We start from the raw sequence: 18075 nt of genomic DNA, 5'->3' as shown, positions 1-18075 counted from the left end.
TAAGACTTTTCACTATAGCAGAAATTGCCTAAGTTTCCACAAGGCAATGACGAATTTTTTTCATGCGCACCACAAAAAAAATGCCGCGAAATCAATGACTTCGCAGCATTTTTATATCAACAGCAAGTAACGCGGAGGATCAGGCCTTGGCTTCGCCGCCCAGTGCTTCCACCACGTCGGCCATCAGCTTGGACAGCTCGCCGGTCATCAGCATGAAATCGCCGTCGAAGCGCTCGTCGTCGTTGCGCACGCCGGCGTCTTTTTCGTCCAGCACATCCAGCGGCTTGACACCCTTGATCGCCAGCGATTCAGTCAGCACAAAGGAAATCTTGCTGTCCCAGGTCATGGCCAGGCGGGTGCACTGCTTGCCGGCGGCGATGTGACGGCGCACTTCTTCCGGGTCCAGCGAATGCTTGACGTAGCGTACCGCCGCCTTGCTTTCGCCGGTGGCGCGCAGTTCGGTGTCCATATCGACGGTGAAGCCGGCCGGCGCCTCGTCGGTTTGCAGCCATTCGGTCATCACGCCCACCGGCGAGCGCTGCACGCGCAGGCTTTCCAGCGGCATGCGGTCGACCGCTTTCAGCAGCAGCTTGATGACTTCATCGGCCTTGGCAGGCGAGGCGGCGTCCACCACCAGCCAGCCGTTGACCGGGTCGATCCAGGTCCAGACATTGCCACGGATCGAGAAGGCGCGCGGCAGCAGCTCGTCGGCCACGCGTTCCTTCAGTTCCTTCATGGCTTTCTTGCCTGGCGCGAAGCCCTGGGCTTCTTCCATCTCGGCGGCGCGCGCCTTGGCAACCTGGTTGATGACCGAATTCGGCAGCAGTTTTTTCTCGGTGCCCAGCAGGATCAGCATCTGCTTGTTGACCACGTGGACCAGGCCGCCATTTGGACGCGGCTTGTCCCAGCCCTGGCGCAGCAGCTCATTGCTGCTGGCCGGCGTGAACGCGTTCGAGCTCAGTGCTTCTTCCAGTTGTTCGGGGGTGTAGGCCCAAGGGGCCGGCAGACGGTAAATCTGTAGATTCTTGAACCACATAAAGTTGACAGGCCTTGTTTCGGAGATTGCAAAAGAGCGTCATTTTACACGCTAATCACGGCGCAATCAGCGGGATTGTCACGTCAAAACGCGCGCCGCTGCCCGCCGCACTGGTCAGCTCCATGCTGCCGCCCAGGATCTGGTAGACGATGTTGTGGGCAATATGCAACCCTAGCCCGCTGCCGCCCTGTCCCAGCCGCGTGGTGTAGAACGGCTCGAACACATGCTGGTGCAGCTCGGCGGCGATACCCTTGCCACGGTCGGACACCGAAATCGTCAACGTGGTATCGGTGGCCGGGCGCGCGCTCAGCGTGATGACGCCGCCGCTGCCCTCCAGTCCATGCCTGGCGGCGTTCTCGATCAGGTTGGCGATGACCTGGCCCAGCGGGCCGGGGAAGCTGTCCAGTTGCAGCGTCTGCGGCACGTCCACCACCACCGTGCAGTTGGCGCGCTTCAGCATCGGATGCAGCGTCAGCTGTGTTTCATGCGCCACCTGGTGCAGCAGGAAGCGGCGCCGCTGCGAACTGGTGCGGTCGGCCGCCACCTGCTTGAAACTGGTGACCAATTCAGCGGCGCGCTGCAGGTTGCGCATCGCCAGGTCGGCGCCGGTTTCCACCGAGTGCAGGAACTCGTCCAGCACCGAGCGCTTCAGCCCTTGCTGCATCTTGCCACGGAAGCTGCGCAAGTCTTCGCTCAGCGTGCTGACCGCCATCAGGCCGTTCCCCACCGGCGTGTTCAGCTCATGCGACACGCCCGCCACCAGCGAGCCCAGCGCCGCCATCTTTTCCGCCTTGACGATTTCGGCCTGCGTATTCTTGACGATGTCGCGTACCGCATGCAGCAGGCGGCCGGCATCGCCGCGCGCGTCGGCACGGATCTGCTGGTTCCAGTCGCCGCTGGCGACGCTTTGCGTGATCTTCAGCGCATCCAGGATGGGATCGGCAATGCTGCGCCGTACGGTGTTGAAGATCAGGATGAAGACGCCGACGATCAGCGCGAACATCACCGCCAGCGTCCAGGCCATCAGCTGGATGCGCTCGCGTGCGGCCACCTCGTCGGCCGCCATGCGGGCGCGCGCCAGCGCCACCACGCGGTCGATCACCAGCCGCTGCTGTTCGTAGATGGCGCCCAGCTGCGACAGCACCCGCCGCGCCGCCGCATCGTCGCCGGCCTGCAACGCCGGCGCCAGCTGCGCGAAGGCGGTGGCGTAGAACGATTCCGCCAGTTGATGCGATTGCTTGAGAAACTTTTCCTCCAGTTCGCCGCTCAAGCCCTGCGCCAGCCAGTAGCGGTGGCGTTGCTGATACGTCTGTTCGGCCATGCGCATGCGCTGCAGCAGAGGAGCCGTATGCGCGGCATCGGCGTCGTTCAGCTGCAGCGCGATCAGGTAGGATTCCATCAGATAGGCTGGCGGCGGCAGGATGTCGGCCACCAGGTCCTGCCCCTGCATGATGCGCTCATAGATCGGACCGTTGACGCGGATCTCTGCCAGCGTGCGAAACACGATCACGCCACACAGCGCAAAGCAGGCCAGCGAAACCACCAGCAGCAGGCGAAAGCGCTGTTGGATACTCAGATGCTCCAGCATGTCTGTAACTCCCGGCAAAAGATGCTTTCATCAATATACCTTGGTTTCAGTCGAATAAATCCCCTTGCACCGCTTGCAGTTTGTAGACTGTTGCGCCGGGCGTCTCCAGCGTGCTGGCGCGCACGCCGAGCAGGCGCAGCTTGCGTTGCAGCGGCACCCGTTTCAGGCACTCGCGCGCCGCCTGCAGGATGGCCGCCGCCTCGGCCACCGGTTGCGGCAGCGTGACGTTGCGGCTGACGATCTGGAAATCGTCATAGCGCAGCTTGATGCTGATGGTGCGGCTGACGTAGCCCTTGCGTTTCAGGTCTTCCTCCAGCCGCTCGCACAGATTGACCAGGATGGCGGACAGTGCCTCGCGGTCCTGGCGCGCATGCAGGTCGCGTTCAAACGTGGTTTCGCGCGAGATCGACTTGCTCTCGCGGCTGGTGGAAAGCTCGCGCTCATCGATGCCGTGCGCCGCCCGCGCCAGCCAGGCCGCGTAGTGGGCGCCGAAGTAATCCTGCAGCAGCCCCTGGTCCGCCTGCGCCAGCTGGCCGACCGTCTCGATGCCCAGCGCAGCCAGCTTGGCGGTGGCCTTGGGGCCGATGCCATTCACCTTGCGCACGCTCAGCGGCCAGATGCGCGACGGAATATCGTCGAAGCCCAGCACTGTCAGGCCGTTCGGCTTTTCCAGGTCCGAGCAGATTTTCGACAGCAGCTTGTTGGGCGTGATGCCTACCGAACAGGTCAGCCCGGTCGCCTGTTGCACGGCCTGTTTGATGCGTGCCCCCAGTTCGCGCGTCTCGCCTTCCACATGGGTCAGGTCGACGAAGATTTCATCAATGCCCCGGTCTTCGATATCCGGCGCGATGCTGGCCACCGCTTCCTTGAATAGCCGCGAATAATGGCGGTAGGCGTCGAAATTGGCCGGCAGCAGGATGGCGTCCGGCGCCAGCTTGGCCGCCTTCATCATGCCCATCGCCGAGCCGACGCCGAAGGCGCGCGCCTCGTAAGTCGCTGTGGTAATGACGCCACGCCCGACGTAGTCACGCAGACGCTTGAAGGCGTAGGAACCGTCCTCGCGCTGCTCGGGCGCATAGCCACGGCCGCCGATCACCACCGGCTGGCCGCGCAACTGCGGGTAGCGCAGCAGCTCGACCGACGCGAAAAACGCATCCATGTCGATGTGGGCGATGCGGCGACCGGTTTCAGCCATAATGCAGCAAATTACTGTAAATAAACACAGTATCCACTGAAAGCCGCCGCCGTGCAAGCCGGTGTTAGCAAGTGTTACACTCAGCGGCATGACCTTGCGCTTGCCCACCGTTATGCTGGCTTCCCTGCTGCCGCTGATCAGCGCGCAGGCGGCGCAGCGTGAGCCGGCTTGCCCGTCGGCCACGGTTGGTGTCAGCGACCTCGGTTATTCGTCCTATCTGGACGGCGTGACTATTCGCGGCAGCAATATCGATGTGCTGCGGGAGATCGAAAAGCGTAGCGGCTGCAAGCTGGAGATACGCTGGTATCCGCGCAGCCGGTTGTACGCGCAATTCTTCAACAACGAGCTGGAGATGACCGGCGCCTCGCTGCGCACAGCCGAGCGCGACCGCTATGGCATCTGGCTGCCCTACACCTACACGCACTTTGAGCTGGTGCTGCTGAACCAGCATGCGGGCAAGTTCCGCAGCCTGGCGGAGTTTGTCGAACACAGCAGCGCGCGGCTCAACATCACGCGCGGCATTTCATATTCGCCGGAGACACAGGTGCAGCTGGACCGTCTGCAAAAGCTGGGACGGCTGGAATACGTCAACGACTACGGCGTGGTGTTCCGCAAAATCCGAGCGGGGCGTGCCGAAGGCACGTTCGCGCCGCCGACCATCCACATCCTCAACCAGCGCCAGTTCGGCATGACCGCCAGGATGACCGCCAGCACGGTGGCCGAGTCGCCGCGCACCATGGTCGGCCTGTATGTGTCGAAGAAAGTACCCAGGGAAGCGGTGCAGCGCTATGCGGACGCGATGCGCTCCATCGTGGCCGATGGCACCATGCAGAAATTCTACGAACGCTATATCGGCGTCGAAGTCACGCACCGGCTGTTCCACGATGGCACGCGCGATATTCTCGACGCGCTGCCGCCACCGCGCTAACTGGGCGAAAAAATAATTTTCGAAAACCCTTGCAGAAGTGAATCGGCCTCCGATAGAATACGGCCTCGTTCAGCAGTTGTGACAAACGCTGATAAGTTTTCTGGGTGCTTAGCTCAGTTGGTAGAGCGGCGCCCTTACAAGGCGTAGGTCGGGAGTTCGAGCCTCTCAGCACCCACCAGCAAACTTATGCAGGACGAATTGGAGCGGTAGTTCAGTTGGTTAGAATACCGGCCTGTCACGCCGGGGGTCGCGGGTTCGAGTCCCGTCCGCTCCGCCAATATTCAGAGAAAGGCCCGATGTTCGCATCGGGCCTTTTTCATTTCCGCCTCAGTATTTCAATGTATGCTGATTGGCAATGAAGACTTCCTATCTCCGCTTTCGCCTCCGCCTCGCACGGCATGCGCTGCTGCAGTTCGCGGTCAGTCTCCGCAGTTCGCTTGAATATATCCTGCTGGGTTTTGCGCCGGTGATTTTCGGCCTGCTCGCCTGCGTTGCCTTGCCCGGTTTGTTTGCCGCCACCCAGCCGTGGCCGGAAGCGCTGGGATTATTTGCCGGCCAGGTCATGCTGGCCAGCGCGCCGGTCTGGCTGCTGCGCAAGCGCCTGCATCCGGCAGCCGTATTGATGTGGAGCCGGACCTTGCCTGTGCCGGCCCGCGACAAATGGCTTGCCGATGCGGCGGTCGCCGCCCTGATCGTCGGGCCATTGAGCCTGGCCTATGCCATGTCCACCGCCATCTGGCTGTATCAATGGCCGGACTGGCTACGGCCTGTCGCGCCCCAGGCGCTGCTGCTGACGGCGGCCTCGCTGCTGCTGGCCTGGCTGTTGTCCACGCTGGCGCTGGCCCATCGCGCCCGCTCGCCTGCCGCCCGGCGGCCACGCCACAATCGCGCCGCCCCCAGTGCCTACCAGCCGTCGCGCGCCGTGCGCAACAGCGCCAACGCGGCCGGCATGGTCCCGCCATCCGTAGCGGCCACGGCATCCGGCGCAGCCAAAGTATTGAGCGAGGCCACAGCCTCCGGCGCGGCCGGCGCGCCCGGCAGCGCCAGCCACGCCAGCAGCAAGGCCGGGCTGCCCTATTTCTGGAAGCAGCTGTTCTGGCTACCGTTCTGGCGCGCTGAAAACGTGGTCGGCATCCAGCAAATCTTGCTGCTGGCCGGCGCCATCGCCAGCATCGGCGCCTGGATGTGGCGCCCGGCCATCGTCCCGCCGGCGCTGTGGGCCGCCGGCGCCGCGCTGACCACCATGCTGCTCACGGATCGCGGCGACAAGGCCGTCGCCGAACAGATCGCCCTGCTGCGGCCTGTCGCCGCCGGCTGGCCGCTGAACACCGAACGCCTGTACCGCCTGGCCATGCTGTTCACGCTATTGCCCGCCGCCTGCGTGCTGGCCTGGTTCGCCCTGCTGACACTGGGCCGCCAGGCCGACGGCTACAGCCACACCGTCGCCATCGTCTGGCTATGCTTCGCCGCCATCGCGCAAATCGCCGTGGTGGCGCTACGCCGCCTGAGTACGCGCGGCCGCGTCGGCCTGGTCATCGGCGCCATCATCATCCTGACTGCCATCGGAAGCGAATTATGGAATTAAGAATCGAACAGCTGGACTTTGAATACGCCAGCCATCCGCTGTTCCAGCAATACAGCCTGGCGCTGCAAGCCGGCGTCACCTGGCTGCGCGGTGAAAACGGCGCCGGCAAGACCACGCTGCTGAAACTGGCCGGCGGCGCGCTGACGCCGCACAGCGGCAAGATCTGGCTGGACGATATCGAAATCCACGCCCAGCCGCTGACCTACCGCCTGCGCTGCTACTACTGCGGCGGCGACACACCACAACTGCCATGGCTGACCGTGCGCGAGATGCTCGACCTGCACATCGGCCTCTATCCAGGCACGGATGAAGCGCAGCTTAACGCGCAGTTGGCCGCCTTCCATTTGATGCCAACGCTGGATCAGCCAGTCACCACGCTATCGCTGGGCCAGCACAAGAAGATGCAACTGGCGCTGGCACTGTCATTGCCGGTGCGCCTGTTGCTGATTGACGAACCCTTCAACGGACTCGATGTCGATGCGGTAGCCTACCTGCGCCAGCAGCTATCCGCGCCGCAGCGCCTGGCCAGCCAGTTGATCCTGCTGACCAGCCACCTCGACCCGCAGCTGCCGCTGACACACACAGTGCAGCTTTAAGCGGCAACCTTGCGCAGCGCAGCGCTGAGACGATCCACCTCCGCCTCCAGCGTGAAGATCGACGGCGTCGCGCGCACGCAGGCGCCGCCCGCCAGGCCGTCACGCTCCACCGTGAACACGCCATGCTCCTTCAACAGGCGACGCGCCAGGGCGACATTGTCCGCCATCGATGTGCGGCCGCGCAAACGGAATGCAGCAATCGCGCTGCTCAGCCGTGGATCGTCCGACGCCAGCAGTTGAAGTCCCGGCACATCGCGCACCGCATCCAGCCAGCGCTGGCGCAACCGCGCCAGGCGTGCCTGTTTGTACGCCACGCCCACCTGCTCATGCAGGTCGAGCGCCTGCGGCAAGGCCAGGTAAGCAGCAAAATTCAGCGTGCCGGTATGCACACGCGTGCGGATATCAGCACGGTCCGTCTCGCCCATGTAAGGATCGATATCCTGCACCCGGCCACGACGGATATAGATCGCCCCCACGCCGATCGGCGCACCGATCCACTTGTGCAGATTGATGCCGGCGAAGTCCGCCTGCAGGTCAGGCAGGCGCATGTCCAGCTGGCCGAAGCCATGCGCGGTATCGACGATGGTATCGATGCCGCGCTCGCGCGCCATGCGGTTGATTTCGGCCACAGGCAATACCATGCCGTTGCGGTGATTGACGTGCGTGAGCAGCATCAGCTTCAGCTTCGGATGACGCGCCATCGCCTGCGCATAGCAATCGATGACCGATTGATGGGTGAACGGTTCCGGCATCGCAATCGACACCACTTCCACGCCGCGCCGCTGCTTCAGCCAGTGCAGCGTGGTGATCATATTGTCGTAGTCGATATCGGCGCACAGCACCACGTCGCCTGGACGCAGCTTGTTGTAGCTGCCGATCAGGATCTGCAAGGCCTCGGTGGCGCCGCGCGTGAAGACGATTTCGTCGGCCGACACGCCGAGCGCCTCGGCCGCGCGTCGCCGCGCCGCGCCAAACGCTGGCGGGAACTGCGTGCGGCCGTAGTAAGAATTGCCACGGTTGACTTCAGCCACATGCTGTTCATACGCCGCCAGCACCGGGCGCGACATCGAACCCCAGAAGGCGTTGTCCAGCATGGCGACTTCGTTGGTGATGTCGTATTGCGCGGCGATTTGCCGCCAGTACGATTCATCCGCCGCCACCTGCTGCGGCGTACCGGCCGGCCGCGCCGGCATGACCGGTAGCGTGGGCGCGGCGGCGATGGCAGTCGCGCCGGCGTAGACCGTGGCGGCCGCAGACGCAGTCGCGGAGCTGGTCGCCGTCGCCAGCGCCATTGACGGCGCCAGCGGCAGCAGGGCGCCGGCCTTCAGCCAGGCGCGGCGTTGTGAATCAGCTGCATTCAAAACTTCACCGTGTACTCGACGTACATATTGCGGCCATCGGTGTCGTATGGCGCGTTACGCGAGTAGATCAGGCCACGGCTGGCCTGGAACACAGCTTCGTCCGGATACTTGTTCAGCACATTGTCGACACCAAAGCGCAGCGACTGCTTGTCGCCCAGCTTGACGCTGGCAGCCAGGTCGAGGAAGCGCATGGCGCCAAAACGCTGGAAGATATCGCCGGTGGCGTTGCCGGTGCTGTCGGTCCAGCCGCCGTAGTAGCGCATGCGCGCCAGCGCATTCCACGCGCCCTGGTCATAGGCTGCGCTGAAGGTCGCCTTCTGGCGTGGCAGGCGCTCTTCGAACACCACGCGCTGGCTTTCGTTGGTGGCGACGCTGGATTTGCCGCCATCGATTTTGGTGTCGTTGTGATTGTACGCAGCGGTCAGGTTCAGCTTGCCGGCGCCGAGACGGCTCAGGTAGCTGCCGACCACATCGACGCCCTTGGTGGTGGTGTCGAAGTCATTGGTGAAGTAGCTGACCGAGGTGTAGCGCAACGGGTTAGGCGTGCCGGCCGGTACCGCGAACGAGGCCGAGGTGCTGAAACGGTCGCTCAGCCTGATGCGGTACATATCCACCGAACCGGACAGGCCGCTGGCATCTTTCCAGGTCAGGCCTAGCGACAGGTTTTTGGACTTTTCCGGTTGCAGCGGCTTGGCGCCCAGCGCCACCGCCAGCGGGTCGTTGTTGGCCAGGCGGCCGGTGGTGAACACCAGCAGCGTCTTGGTGTCCAGTCCCTGGCTGGTGCTGTTGGTGTTCAGCTGTCCCGGCGTCGGCGCGCGGAAGCCGGTCGAATACGAACCACGCAGCGCGAAGTCAGGCGTCACCTCAAAGCGGGCCGACAGCTTGCCGTTGACGGTGTTGCCGAATTCGGAGAAGTCTTCATAACGCACCGCCGCGCCGATCGAAGCCTGCTTGCTCAGCGGGACTTCGATATCGGCATAGGCGGCGTAGCTGTCCTGATCCCACTTGCCGGCCTGGATATTGCTGAAGCCAGGCGCGCCGTTGGAGTTGGCGTCCAGCCCAGCCGAGGCGCCAGGGCCGACAGCGTACGATGCCGGATCGCCAGCCTTCACCGCATAGCTCTCGTTGCGGAACTCGGCGCCGAAGGCAACGTTGACCGGTTGCGACAGGCCGGCCACTTTCCACTCATAGGTGAAGTTGGCGTTGACCAGTTTTTCTTCCTGCGTCAGGCGGCCCAGGTTGAACGAGGTTGGGCTGTTCGGGCCGAGCGAGGCGTTGATCGAGTTGTGCAGGCCATAGTCGATGGCGTTGCGGCCGTACGAGGCGCTGACATCCCAGCCCAGCGCTTCATTGATTTGGCCGCGCAGACCGGCCATCAGCTGCATGTCGTTCTGCTTGTTGGTGTACTGCGGGCTGAAGCCCAGCGGGAAGATGCTGCGAACATCCCAGCCAGGGAACACTGTGGTCGGCTTGTAGACCGAGGTGCTGGTGTCCGGGTTGCGCCAGTTGAAGTCCGAGGTGCCTTCGCTGTGCGCGAACAGGCCGTAGCTGTAGGCCACCGTGTCGCCGCCCAGGTCCCAGTTGGCGTTGAAGCCGGCGCGCTGGCTTTCCAGGTCTGGCTGGCCCCAGCGTTGTACCGGGTTCGGCACTTTCAGTTCCGGGTGCGCGGCCTGGAAGGCGATAGCGTCCGGACGCTGGCGCGTGCGCGAGGTCGGATCGGATTGCGATGCCTCGGCAAACAGCGTCACGCGGGCATTCTCGCCCAGCATGAAACCATATTTGGCGCGCAGCTCGTTGGCCTTGCCGTCGCCTTCGCTATATTGGCCGTGCTGGGCGCTGATCTCGCCGCCCAGGCTGTCGTCCAGGATGATGTTGATGACGCCGGCAATCGCATCCGAGCCATACTGCGCCGAAGCGCCGTCACGCAGCACTTCGATGCGCTTGATGGCGCTGGTCGGGATTTGCGCCAGGTCGGGCGCCTGCGCACCGCGCGCACCCAGCAGGGCGCTGCGGTGGAAGCGACGGCCGTTGACCAGCACCAGCGTCTGGTCCGGCGACAGGCCGCGCAGCGTGGCCGGGCGGACGAATACCTGGCCATCGGCCATTGGCAGACGCTGCACCACATACGATGGCACCAGCTGGGCCAGCACATCGTTCAGGTCGGACGATTCCACCGCACCGATTTCTTCGCGGGTGAACACGTCCACTGGCGCCAGCGTATCGAACTGGGTACGGTTGCTGGCACGGGTGCCGGTAACGATCACCGATTGCTGCGCTTCAGCGGTGACGGCTGCTGCTGCGCTCGTGTTCTGGGCGTGGGCTACGGTCAGCGCCTGGCAGGCGCACAACAGCGCTGCTGCGCTGGCAATTTGGCTACGTTTCATATTCGCTACTCTGTGGTGGTTGTGGGAAGTGGCGAGCGGTAGCTTAATGCGGCAGTATGTCAAGGGTATGACTTTGCAAGTTACTCCCCTGCCGACGATGTGCGACAATCAGTGTTGTCGTCTTATTTATATTTTTTCAGGAGCGCGGTTAATGTTCGGCCTCTTCAAGTCACCTGCTCTATCCCCCCGTTTGCTGCGCTTGAAGGAATCGGCACTGTTCGCCTCATTGACACCGCTGGAACTGAAAATCGTCGATGGCCTGATGCACGAACGCCGCTACCAAGCCGACGAGATCATCTTCGACGAAGGCGAGGAAGGGCAGGCGCTGTATCTGGTGATGTCAGGCCGCGTCATCATCAGCCGGGTGCACGGCGCCGGGCGCGAGGTGGTGGCCGAGCTGTCGGCCGGCTCCTTCTTCGGCGACCTGGCCTTGCTGGACAACTCGCCGCGCAATGCGCAAACACGCGCGCTCGACAACTGCGAGCTGGCGGTATTCTTCCGCGCCGACTTCATGGGGCTGATGGAAACCGATCCGGTGATCGGCTACAAGATCTCGCTGGCCCTGGCGCGCCACATCGCCCGCCGGCTGCGTGACTGGATGACCGGCAAACCGCAAATCGAGGCGCTATGAATCTGCTGCCGACACAACAACGCGGCGGGCCGGTGGTGTGGAGCGGCATCATCGCCGCCACCTGCTTGCTGCTGTTCCTGTTGCAGCACACGCTATTCCTGGCGGTGCCGTTCTTGCTCGGCATTGTGCTGTACTACATCCTGCAACCGCCAATGCAGCGGCTGACGCGCATGGGTTTCAGCCAGAATGCCGCGATCATGCTGGTGGGGAGCGTGTTCGTGCTGCTGGTGGCACTGGCGATACTGGCGGCGATCTTCTGGAATTCGACGCCAACCACCTCGTGGCAGGACAAGCTGGGCATCTATCTGGCTGGTGGGCTGGAGTTCGTGCGCGGCACGCTGGTGTCGCTGGAGGAGCAGTTCCCGCTACTGCGACAGGTGCAGCTGGCCGATACCGTCAACCAGCGCATGAGCGAGTTCACTGGCGCTTACATCCAGTCGCACCTGACCGACATTTTGGTATCGATGGCGGCGTGGCTGCCGTCACTGCTGCTGGCGCCGTTCCTGACCTTCTTCTTTTTGCGCGACGGCCTGCGCTTCAAGAAATTCCTGGCGCGCGCGGTGCCGAATGCGTTCTTCGAGCGCACGCTGTGTCTGCTGCATGAAGTCGACCAGACCGCGCACCGCTACTTCCGTGGACTGATACGGCTGACCATCCTGGACACGGCAGTGCTGGCGTTCGGCTTGTGGGCGATCGGCGTATCGTCGCCGCTGATGCTGGGCCTGATTGCTGCGGTGCTGGCGTGGGTGCCGTATGTCGGCTCGATCGTTGGCTGCATGCTGGTGGTGATGGTGGCGTCGACCGACGCGCCGGCAGACCCGTCGGTGGCGTATCTGGCGATAGGCGTGTTCATCTGCGTGCGTCTGCTGGATGATTTCGTCTTCATGCCGTTGACGCTGGGCCGCAGCCTGCATATCCATCCCTTGATTACCGTGCTGATGATTTTCATCGGCGGCTCGGTGGCTGGTGTGGCGGGGCTGATGCTGGTGCTGCCGCTGTTGGGCGTGGTGATGGTGATCGGCGAAACGCTGGGCCGGCTGATCACCGATCCGCGCCTGCGCGCGCGCCACCGCAACGCCATGCAATTACGTGCCCGCCAGGCCAGCCAGGACCTGAGCACCTAGACCTGCATCAAACGTGCGCCGCCACTCACGGCGTACACTGGCCTGATACCGATACGGGAGGCCATGATGAGATTCGACAACCTTACCTCAGAAGAAATCCGCGAAATCTGCCAGCGCGTAGACGAAGACATGCGCGCCGAGCGCGCAGGAAAGCCACCACGCAAGCGCTTTTTCGACGACTGGCCCAGTGCCCAGTTTACCGATGAAGAAATCGTCGCCGCATTCGACGCTGCGTGGAAAGCGGCGTTTAGACAAAAATGAGTAACGATCATGCCAGCCATGTATCAGTTACTCTCACAGGAATGTGACAACGAAGTACTCGCCATCTTTGCCTATATAGTCTGCAAGCGCCACCATGCTCGGAGTATTCGGGCGGGACTCTGGCGTGCTGCACAAATAAAAAACGCGTGCGGTATGCGACGATCTTGAGCGTCGCATGCCCACACGCGTTTTACTTTAGGCCGTCAGTGCCTGCTTTTCTGCCGACTCTTCCACCACTTCCGCATCATCCGAACGGATCAGGTGGTCGAAGGCGGACAGGGCGGCCTTGGCGCCTTCGCCGGTGGCGATGATGATCTGCTTGTACGGCACCGTGGTGACGTCACCCGCAGCAAACACGCCTGGCAGCGAAGTCTGGCCACGTGCATCGACTTCAATCTCGCCGTGACGCGACAGCGCAACCGTGCCTTTCAGCCACTCGGTGTTCGGCACCAGGCCGATCTGCACGAACACGCCTTCCAGCTCCACCTTGTGCGACACATTGGTGTTGCGGTCGGTGTAGCTCAGGCCGTTGACGATCTTGCCGTCGCCGTGGATCTCGGTGGTTTGTGCCGAGGTGATCACGGTGACATTCGGCAGGCTGCGCAGCTTGCGTTGCAGCACCGCGTCAGCGCGCAGTTCCGCGCCGAACTCGATCAAGGTCACGTGCTTGACCAGGCCAGCCAGGTCGATCGCCGCTTCCACACCCGAGTTGCCGCCGCCGATCACCGACACGCGCTTGCCCTTGAACAGCGGGCCATCGCAGTGCGGGCAGTAAGCCACGCCGTGGTTGCGGTATTCCTTCTCGCCCGGCACGTTGATCTCGCGCCAGCGGGCGCCGGTCGCCAGGATCACCGACTTGGCTTTCAGCACCGCGCCAGAGGCGGTCTGAATTTCCACCACTTTGCCAGCCTGCACCAGCTTGCTGGCGCGCTGGGTGTTCATGATGTCGACGTCGTATTCCTTGACGTGCTGTTCCAGCGCCAGGGCAAACTTCGGTCCTTCGGTCTCTTTCACCGAAATGAAGTTCTCGATCGACAGCGTGTCCAGCACCTGGCCGCCGAAACGCTCGGCCAGCACACCGGTGCGGATGCCTTTGCGGGCAGCGTAGATCGCCGCAGCCGCGCCGGCAGGGCCACCGCCCACCACCAGCACATCGAACACCTCTTTCTTGCTCAGCTCGGCAGCCTGGCGGACGCCGGCGTTGGTGTCCAGCTTGGCGAGGATTTCCTCAACCGAGGTACGGCCCTGGCCGAAATGCTGGCCGTTCAGGAACATCATCGGCACGGCCAGGATCTGGCGCTCTTCGACTTCCTTGGCGAACAGGCCGCCGTCGATCGTCGTCACTTTGATGCGTGGGTTAATCACCGACATGGCGTTCAGCGCCTGCACCACGTCCGGGCAGTTATGGCAGGTCAGCGACATGAAGGTTTCGAATTCGTAATCGCCATCCAGGTTGCGGATTTGCTCGATCACGGCTTCGTCAAATTTGATGGTGTGGCCGCCGACTTGCAGCAGCGCCAGCACCAGCGAGGTGAATTCGTGGCCCATGGGAATCGCGGCGAAACGCACGGCGATATCGGTGCCTGCACGGTTGATGCTGAACGACGGTGCGCGCACGCCCGCTTCGTTGCGCTCGACCAGCGTGATCTTGTCGCTCAACTCGCTGATTTCGAGGAGCAGTTCTTTCATCTCACGGGCCTTGGCGCTGTCATCGAGAGAAGCGACCAGCTCCAGTGGGTGAACCACTTTTTCCAGGTAGGCTTTCAACTGGGTTTTGAGGGTTGCGTCCAACATGATTTTCTTCCTTTACACAAATATTTAGGCGTATGCCGGGCCGGACGCCCGGTCCGGCATCGCGGTAACTACTTGTTTGCTGCTTTGTTGTTCAAGCTAAGCCGGGCTTAGATCTTGCCAACCAGGTCCAGCGATGGGGTCAGGGTAGCTGCGCCCTCGGTCCATTTAGCTGGGCACACCTGGCCTGGGTGCTCGGCAACGTATTTCGCTGCTTTCACTTTGCGCAGCAATTCCGAAGCGTCGCGGCCGATGCCGTTGTCGTGCACTTCCAGCACTTTGATGAAGCCTTCTGGATTGATGACGAAGGTGCCGCGCAGTGCCAGGCCTTCTTCTTCGATCATGACTTCAAAGTTACGCGACAGTTTGCCGGTTGGGTCGCCGATCAGCGGGTAGTTCACTTTCTTGATCGCGTCCGAGGTGTCGTGCCATGCTTTGTGCGCGAAGTGGGTGTCGGTCGACACGCCGTAGACTTCCACGCCCAGTTTGGCGAATTCAGGTTGGAAATCGGCCAGATCTTCCAGTTCGGTTGGGCACACGAAGGTGAAGTCGGCTGGGTAGAACATCAGAACGGACCACTTGCCTTTCAACGACTCGTCGCTAACGTCGATGAATTTGCCGTCTACGTAAGCGGTGGCGTTGAATGGCTTGATTTGGGTATTGATCAGGGACATTGTGGTTTCCTCGTTGGGTTGTGAATCATTGAGACGCCAGTTTAAGGCTTTTTGCACCATTTGCAAAATTGATTGTTCCAATAGTTTCAATTGGATTTGACTATCGACCCGGTAATGGGCATAGCATTATCGCGCAGGAAAGCATCGAATTGCACGGCGGGCATCGGCTTGGCGAAGAGGTAGCCCTGGCCGTAGTCGCAGCCGGCGGCAGCCAGCAGGTCGCGCTGTTCCGGCGTTTCGACGCCCTCGGCAATGACCTTCAGCCCGAGCTTGTGGGCCATGACGATGATCGCCTCGGACAAGGCCATGTCGCTGGAATCGGGCGCCAGGTTGCGGGTGAAGGAGCGGTCGATCTTCAGGTAATCGATGTCGAACTTCTTCAGGTAGGACAGCGATGAATAGCCGGTGCCGAAATCGTCCAGCGCCACCTGGATGCCGGCGTCGCGCAATTGCAGCAGTCGGTTGCTGACCGCGCTGCTGGCGTCCAGCAGCAGGCCCTCGGTGATTTCCACCACCAGCGATTGTCCGGGCAGCGCCAGCGATTGCAGGTGTTGCAGCCAGCCCTGGTAGGAGCTGCCCTCGCGCTGGAATTCCAGCGGCGACTGGTTCACGCTGATCTGGAATTCCGCATAGTGTTCGCGGCGCCAGCGCTGTACCCAGCGCGCCGACTCGCGGAACACCCATTCGCCGATATCGATAATCAGGCCGCCGGCCTCGGCCAGCGGGATGAATTCCAGCGGGCTGACCAGGCCGCGCTGCGGGTGATTCCAGCGTATCAGCGCCTCGGCCTTGTGGATGGCGCCACTGGCCAGGTGCACAATCGGCTGGACGTACAGCTCGAACTGCTCGCCCTTGAGCGCGCCACGCAGATCGTTGGTCAGGCGCATGCGGTTCAGCGCCGCCACCTGCAAGGTCGGCGTGAAATAGCTGTAGCGGTTGCGGCCGGCGCCCTTGGCTGCGTACATCGCCTGGTCGGCATGCTTCAGCAGGTCGTCGATGTCGAGCGCGTCGTCCGGGTACAGCGTGACGCCGATGCTGGCCGAGACGAAAGCCTGTTCCTGGCCCAGCGCGAACGGCTGCAGCAAGCGGTTGAGGATGGCCTGGGCGATGCGCTCCACATGGTCCGCCGCTTCCAGCTCGGTCAGGATCACCGTGAACTCGTCACCGCCCAGCCGCGCCACCGTGTCCGACTTGCGCACGCAGGCGCTGATGCGGCGCGCGGCATCGACCAGCAGCACGTCGCCCTGCTGGTGGCCAAGCGTGTCGTTGACTTCCTTGAAGTGGTCGAGGTCGATGAACAGCACGGCGATGCGCGACTTGTCGCGCTGGCTCTTCAGCATGTCGTGCGCCAGCCGGTCGAGGAACATGCGGCGGTTGGGCAGCTGCGTCAGCGTGTCGAAATTGGCCTGCTGCCAGATCAGCTGTTCGCTCTGCTTCTTGGCGGTGACATCCTCGATCATGCACAAATGGTGCGGATGGCTGCCGGCCTCGGCCTCAATGGCGTTGACCGAGACATCGATCCATACCACGCTGCCATCCGGCCGGAACAGCCGGCTCAGCGCCTTGAAGCTGCTGATCTGCCGCGTGTTCAGCAAAGCCATCTGCGCCTTGATCTGCACGATATCGTCCGGGTGGCCGACCTCCAGCCAGCGCAGCGCCCGCAGTTCGTGCTGCGTGCGTCCGAGTATCTCCTGGTAGCGCGGGTTGATGTCGCGGTATTCCGAGCTGATCGAATCGATCAGCGCGATGCCCAGCGGCGCCGCCTCGAACATGGTGCGGAAGCGCTGCTCGCCGGTGCGGATGGTTTCCAGCACCCGCTTGCGCTCGCGCGCCAGCCGGCTGAAGTGGATGGCCGCCCCCAGCACCAGCAGCAGCGCCACGCCGGCCAGCGCCCGATACAGCCACAGCAGGCTGGGACGGCTGCGGTCCAGCTGGTACATAAAGCCGTCGAAGCTGGCCTGGCGCGGCATCATGCCCAGCCCGGCGTAGACGTCGGCGATATGCCGCCAGCGGTCCGGGTTCATATAGCCGATTTCCACCAGCACCGGCTGCACCAGCGGCACCATCTGTCCCGCCTCGTACAGCAGGTGCTGGCGGTCGCTGCGGCGTGAATACTTGCTGAGGATGATGTCGGCCATTTCCTCCTGGTGGCTCATCGCCCACTGCCAGCCACGCATGCTGGCGGCGCGGAAGGCGCGCACCCGCGCCGGATGGTTGGCGATTTCCTGCTCGCTGGTGAACAGGTTGTCGCCGTAGAAATCGATGCCGACCGCGCGCGGGCTGTAGATATCATAAGGGAAGCCGAGGCGATCAAAGGTGTCCGGCTCGTTGGTGGTGTAGACCGCCATCGCGTCCACCTTGCCGTGGATCAGGTCTTCCGGATTAAAGCTGTGCTCGACGCGCTGGAAACTGCTGGGCGGCAGGCCCTCCTTGGTCAGGTAGGCCAGCAATTCGTCGGCGTTACCGAGATCGTCGGTCAGCGAGCCGATCATCGCGCGCTTGCCGATCAGCCGGCGGATGTCGGCATCGCCACCGGTCTGGCGCATCGCCAGCGCATACGGCGAATGCTGGAAGATCACGCCCAGCACCACCACCGGTTTGCCGGCCATGCGCGCCAGCAGCAGGCTGCTGCTGCCGGTGCCGTATTCGGCCTTGCCGGAAATGACGTCACGCTCCGGCGCATTGCCGTCCGTGCCCTCCAGGATGCGCACCTCCAGCCCGGCTTCCTTGTAATAGCCCAGCTCCTGTGCCGCGTAGTAGCCGGCAAACTGGAACTGGTGGACGTGCTTCAGTTGCAGCGTGACTTTGTCCAGCGCCATGGCGGCCGGCGCCGCCAACGGGAGCAGGACGACAGCGCACAGCTTGGCAAGGGCGTAAAAGCGGAAAAGCACTGGCATCCCGGGACGAAAAGCACTGGCTCT

At 62.9% G+C, this 18075-nt stretch carries 14 protein-coding genes and 2 tRNA genes; 8 read left to right on the top strand and 8 right to left on the bottom strand.

What is annotated here, in order from left to right:
- Positions 1-139: 139 nt before the first annotated feature.
- Genes BLS51_RS25280 through dinB form a run of 3 tightly spaced genes read right to left on the bottom strand, consistent with a single transcriptional unit; the run spans position 140 to position 3819 of the window.
- Positions 140-1036 (bottom strand): recombination-associated protein RdgC, encoded by an 897-nt coding sequence (locus BLS51_RS25280; RefSeq protein ID WP_090190553.1) that lies wholly within the window; start codon positions 1034-1036, stop codon positions 140-142.
- A 55-nt stretch (positions 1037-1091) separates the two neighbouring features.
- Positions 1092-2624 carry a sensor histidine kinase gene (locus BLS51_RS25275; RefSeq protein ID WP_090190555.1) on the bottom strand — a complete coding sequence of 511 codons (1533 nt, stop codon included), beginning with the start codon at positions 2622-2624 and terminating at the stop codon, positions 1092-1094.
- A gap of 46 nt (positions 2625-2670) precedes the next feature.
- Positions 2671-3819: a DNA polymerase IV gene (gene dinB / locus BLS51_RS25270; RefSeq protein WP_090190558.1), complete on the bottom strand. Its 1149-nt coding sequence runs from the start codon at positions 3817-3819 to the stop codon at positions 2671-2673.
- Between the two features lie 112 nt (positions 3820-3931).
- Between dinB and BLS51_RS25265 the strand changes: the two genes are divergently transcribed.
- From BLS51_RS25265 to BLS51_RS25245, 5 genes are all read left to right on the top strand, one after another.
- A complete protein-coding gene (locus tag BLS51_RS25265) occupies positions 3932-4747 on the top strand; it encodes a substrate-binding periplasmic protein (protein ID WP_229208074.1) in 816 nt (271 codons plus the stop codon).
- Positions 4748-4849: 102 nt separating this feature from the next.
- Positions 4850-4925 (top strand) — tRNA-Val (locus BLS51_RS25260).
- 22 nt (positions 4926-4947) lie between these two features.
- Positions 4948-5024 (top strand) — tRNA-Asp (locus BLS51_RS25255).
- Positions 5025-5102: 78 nt separating this feature from the next.
- Positions 5103-6332, top strand: a complete 1230-nt coding sequence (locus tag BLS51_RS25250; protein WP_090190563.1) for a hypothetical protein — start codon at positions 5103-5105, stop codon at positions 6330-6332.
- Positions 6323-6928 (top strand): ABC transporter ATP-binding protein, encoded by a 606-nt coding sequence (locus BLS51_RS25245; RefSeq protein ID WP_090190566.1) that lies wholly within the window; start codon positions 6323-6325, stop codon positions 6926-6928. Before BLS51_RS25250 ends, BLS51_RS25245 begins: the two co-directional genes overlap by 10 nt.
- Here the strand turns inward: BLS51_RS25245 and BLS51_RS25240 are convergent.
- Together BLS51_RS25240 and BLS51_RS25235 are read right to left on the bottom strand one after the other, a co-directional pair.
- Positions 6925-8289, bottom strand: coding sequence for an aminotransferase class V-fold PLP-dependent enzyme (locus BLS51_RS25240; protein WP_217636492.1), 1365 nt, complete (start codon positions 8287-8289; stop codon positions 6925-6927). The genes BLS51_RS25245 and BLS51_RS25240 overlap by 4 nt on opposite strands.
- Positions 8286-10673, bottom strand: coding sequence for a TonB-dependent receptor plug domain-containing protein (locus BLS51_RS25235; RefSeq protein ID WP_090190569.1), 2388 nt, complete (start codon positions 10671-10673; stop codon positions 8286-8288). Before BLS51_RS25235 ends, BLS51_RS25240 begins: the two co-directional genes overlap by 4 nt.
- Before the next feature lie 151 nt (positions 10674-10824).
- On the opposite strand from BLS51_RS25235, the gene BLS51_RS25230 reads away from it, so the two are divergent.
- From BLS51_RS25230 to BLS51_RS25220, 3 genes are all read left to right on the top strand, one after another.
- The gene (locus tag BLS51_RS25230) at positions 10825-11304 is read left to right on the top strand and encodes a cyclic nucleotide-binding domain-containing protein (RefSeq protein WP_090190572.1); all 480 of its coding nucleotides are present in this window, start codon (positions 10825-10827) and stop codon (positions 11302-11304) included.
- Positions 11301-12428, top strand: coding sequence for an AI-2E family transporter (locus BLS51_RS25225; RefSeq protein WP_090190575.1), 1128 nt, complete (start codon positions 11301-11303; stop codon positions 12426-12428). The genes BLS51_RS25230 and BLS51_RS25225 overlap by 4 nt, the downstream gene beginning before the upstream one ends.
- A 63-nt stretch (positions 12429-12491) precedes the next feature.
- Positions 12492-12689: a hypothetical protein gene (locus BLS51_RS25220; RefSeq protein ID WP_090190577.1), complete on the top strand. Its 198-nt coding sequence runs from the start codon at positions 12492-12494 to the stop codon at positions 12687-12689.
- A 195-nt stretch (positions 12690-12884) separates the two neighbouring features.
- On the opposite strand, the gene ahpF is transcribed toward BLS51_RS25220, so the two are convergent.
- From ahpF to BLS51_RS25205, 3 genes are all read right to left on the bottom strand, one after another.
- Positions 12885-14483, bottom strand: coding sequence for an alkyl hydroperoxide reductase subunit F (ahpF, locus tag BLS51_RS25215; protein WP_090190579.1), 1599 nt, complete (start codon positions 14481-14483; stop codon positions 12885-12887).
- 107 nt (positions 14484-14590) lie between these two features.
- On the bottom strand, positions 14591-15154 hold the full coding sequence (ahpC, locus tag BLS51_RS25210; RefSeq protein ID WP_090190582.1) for an alkyl hydroperoxide reductase subunit C: 564 nt from the start codon (positions 15152-15154) through the stop codon (positions 14591-14593).
- Between the two features lie 86 nt (positions 15155-15240).
- Positions 15241-18045, bottom strand: a complete 2805-nt coding sequence (locus tag BLS51_RS25205) for an EAL domain-containing protein (RefSeq protein WP_229207748.1) — start codon at positions 18043-18045, stop codon at positions 15241-15243.
- Positions 18046-18075 lie beyond the last annotated feature (30 nt).

Source organism: Duganella sp. OV510, from assembly GCF_900100205.1.
GTDB lineage: Bacteria > Pseudomonadota > Gammaproteobacteria > Burkholderiales > Burkholderiaceae_D > Rugamonas.
Note: the sequence above shows the minus strand (reverse complement) of the source record. Positions and strands in the feature narration are given on the sequence as shown.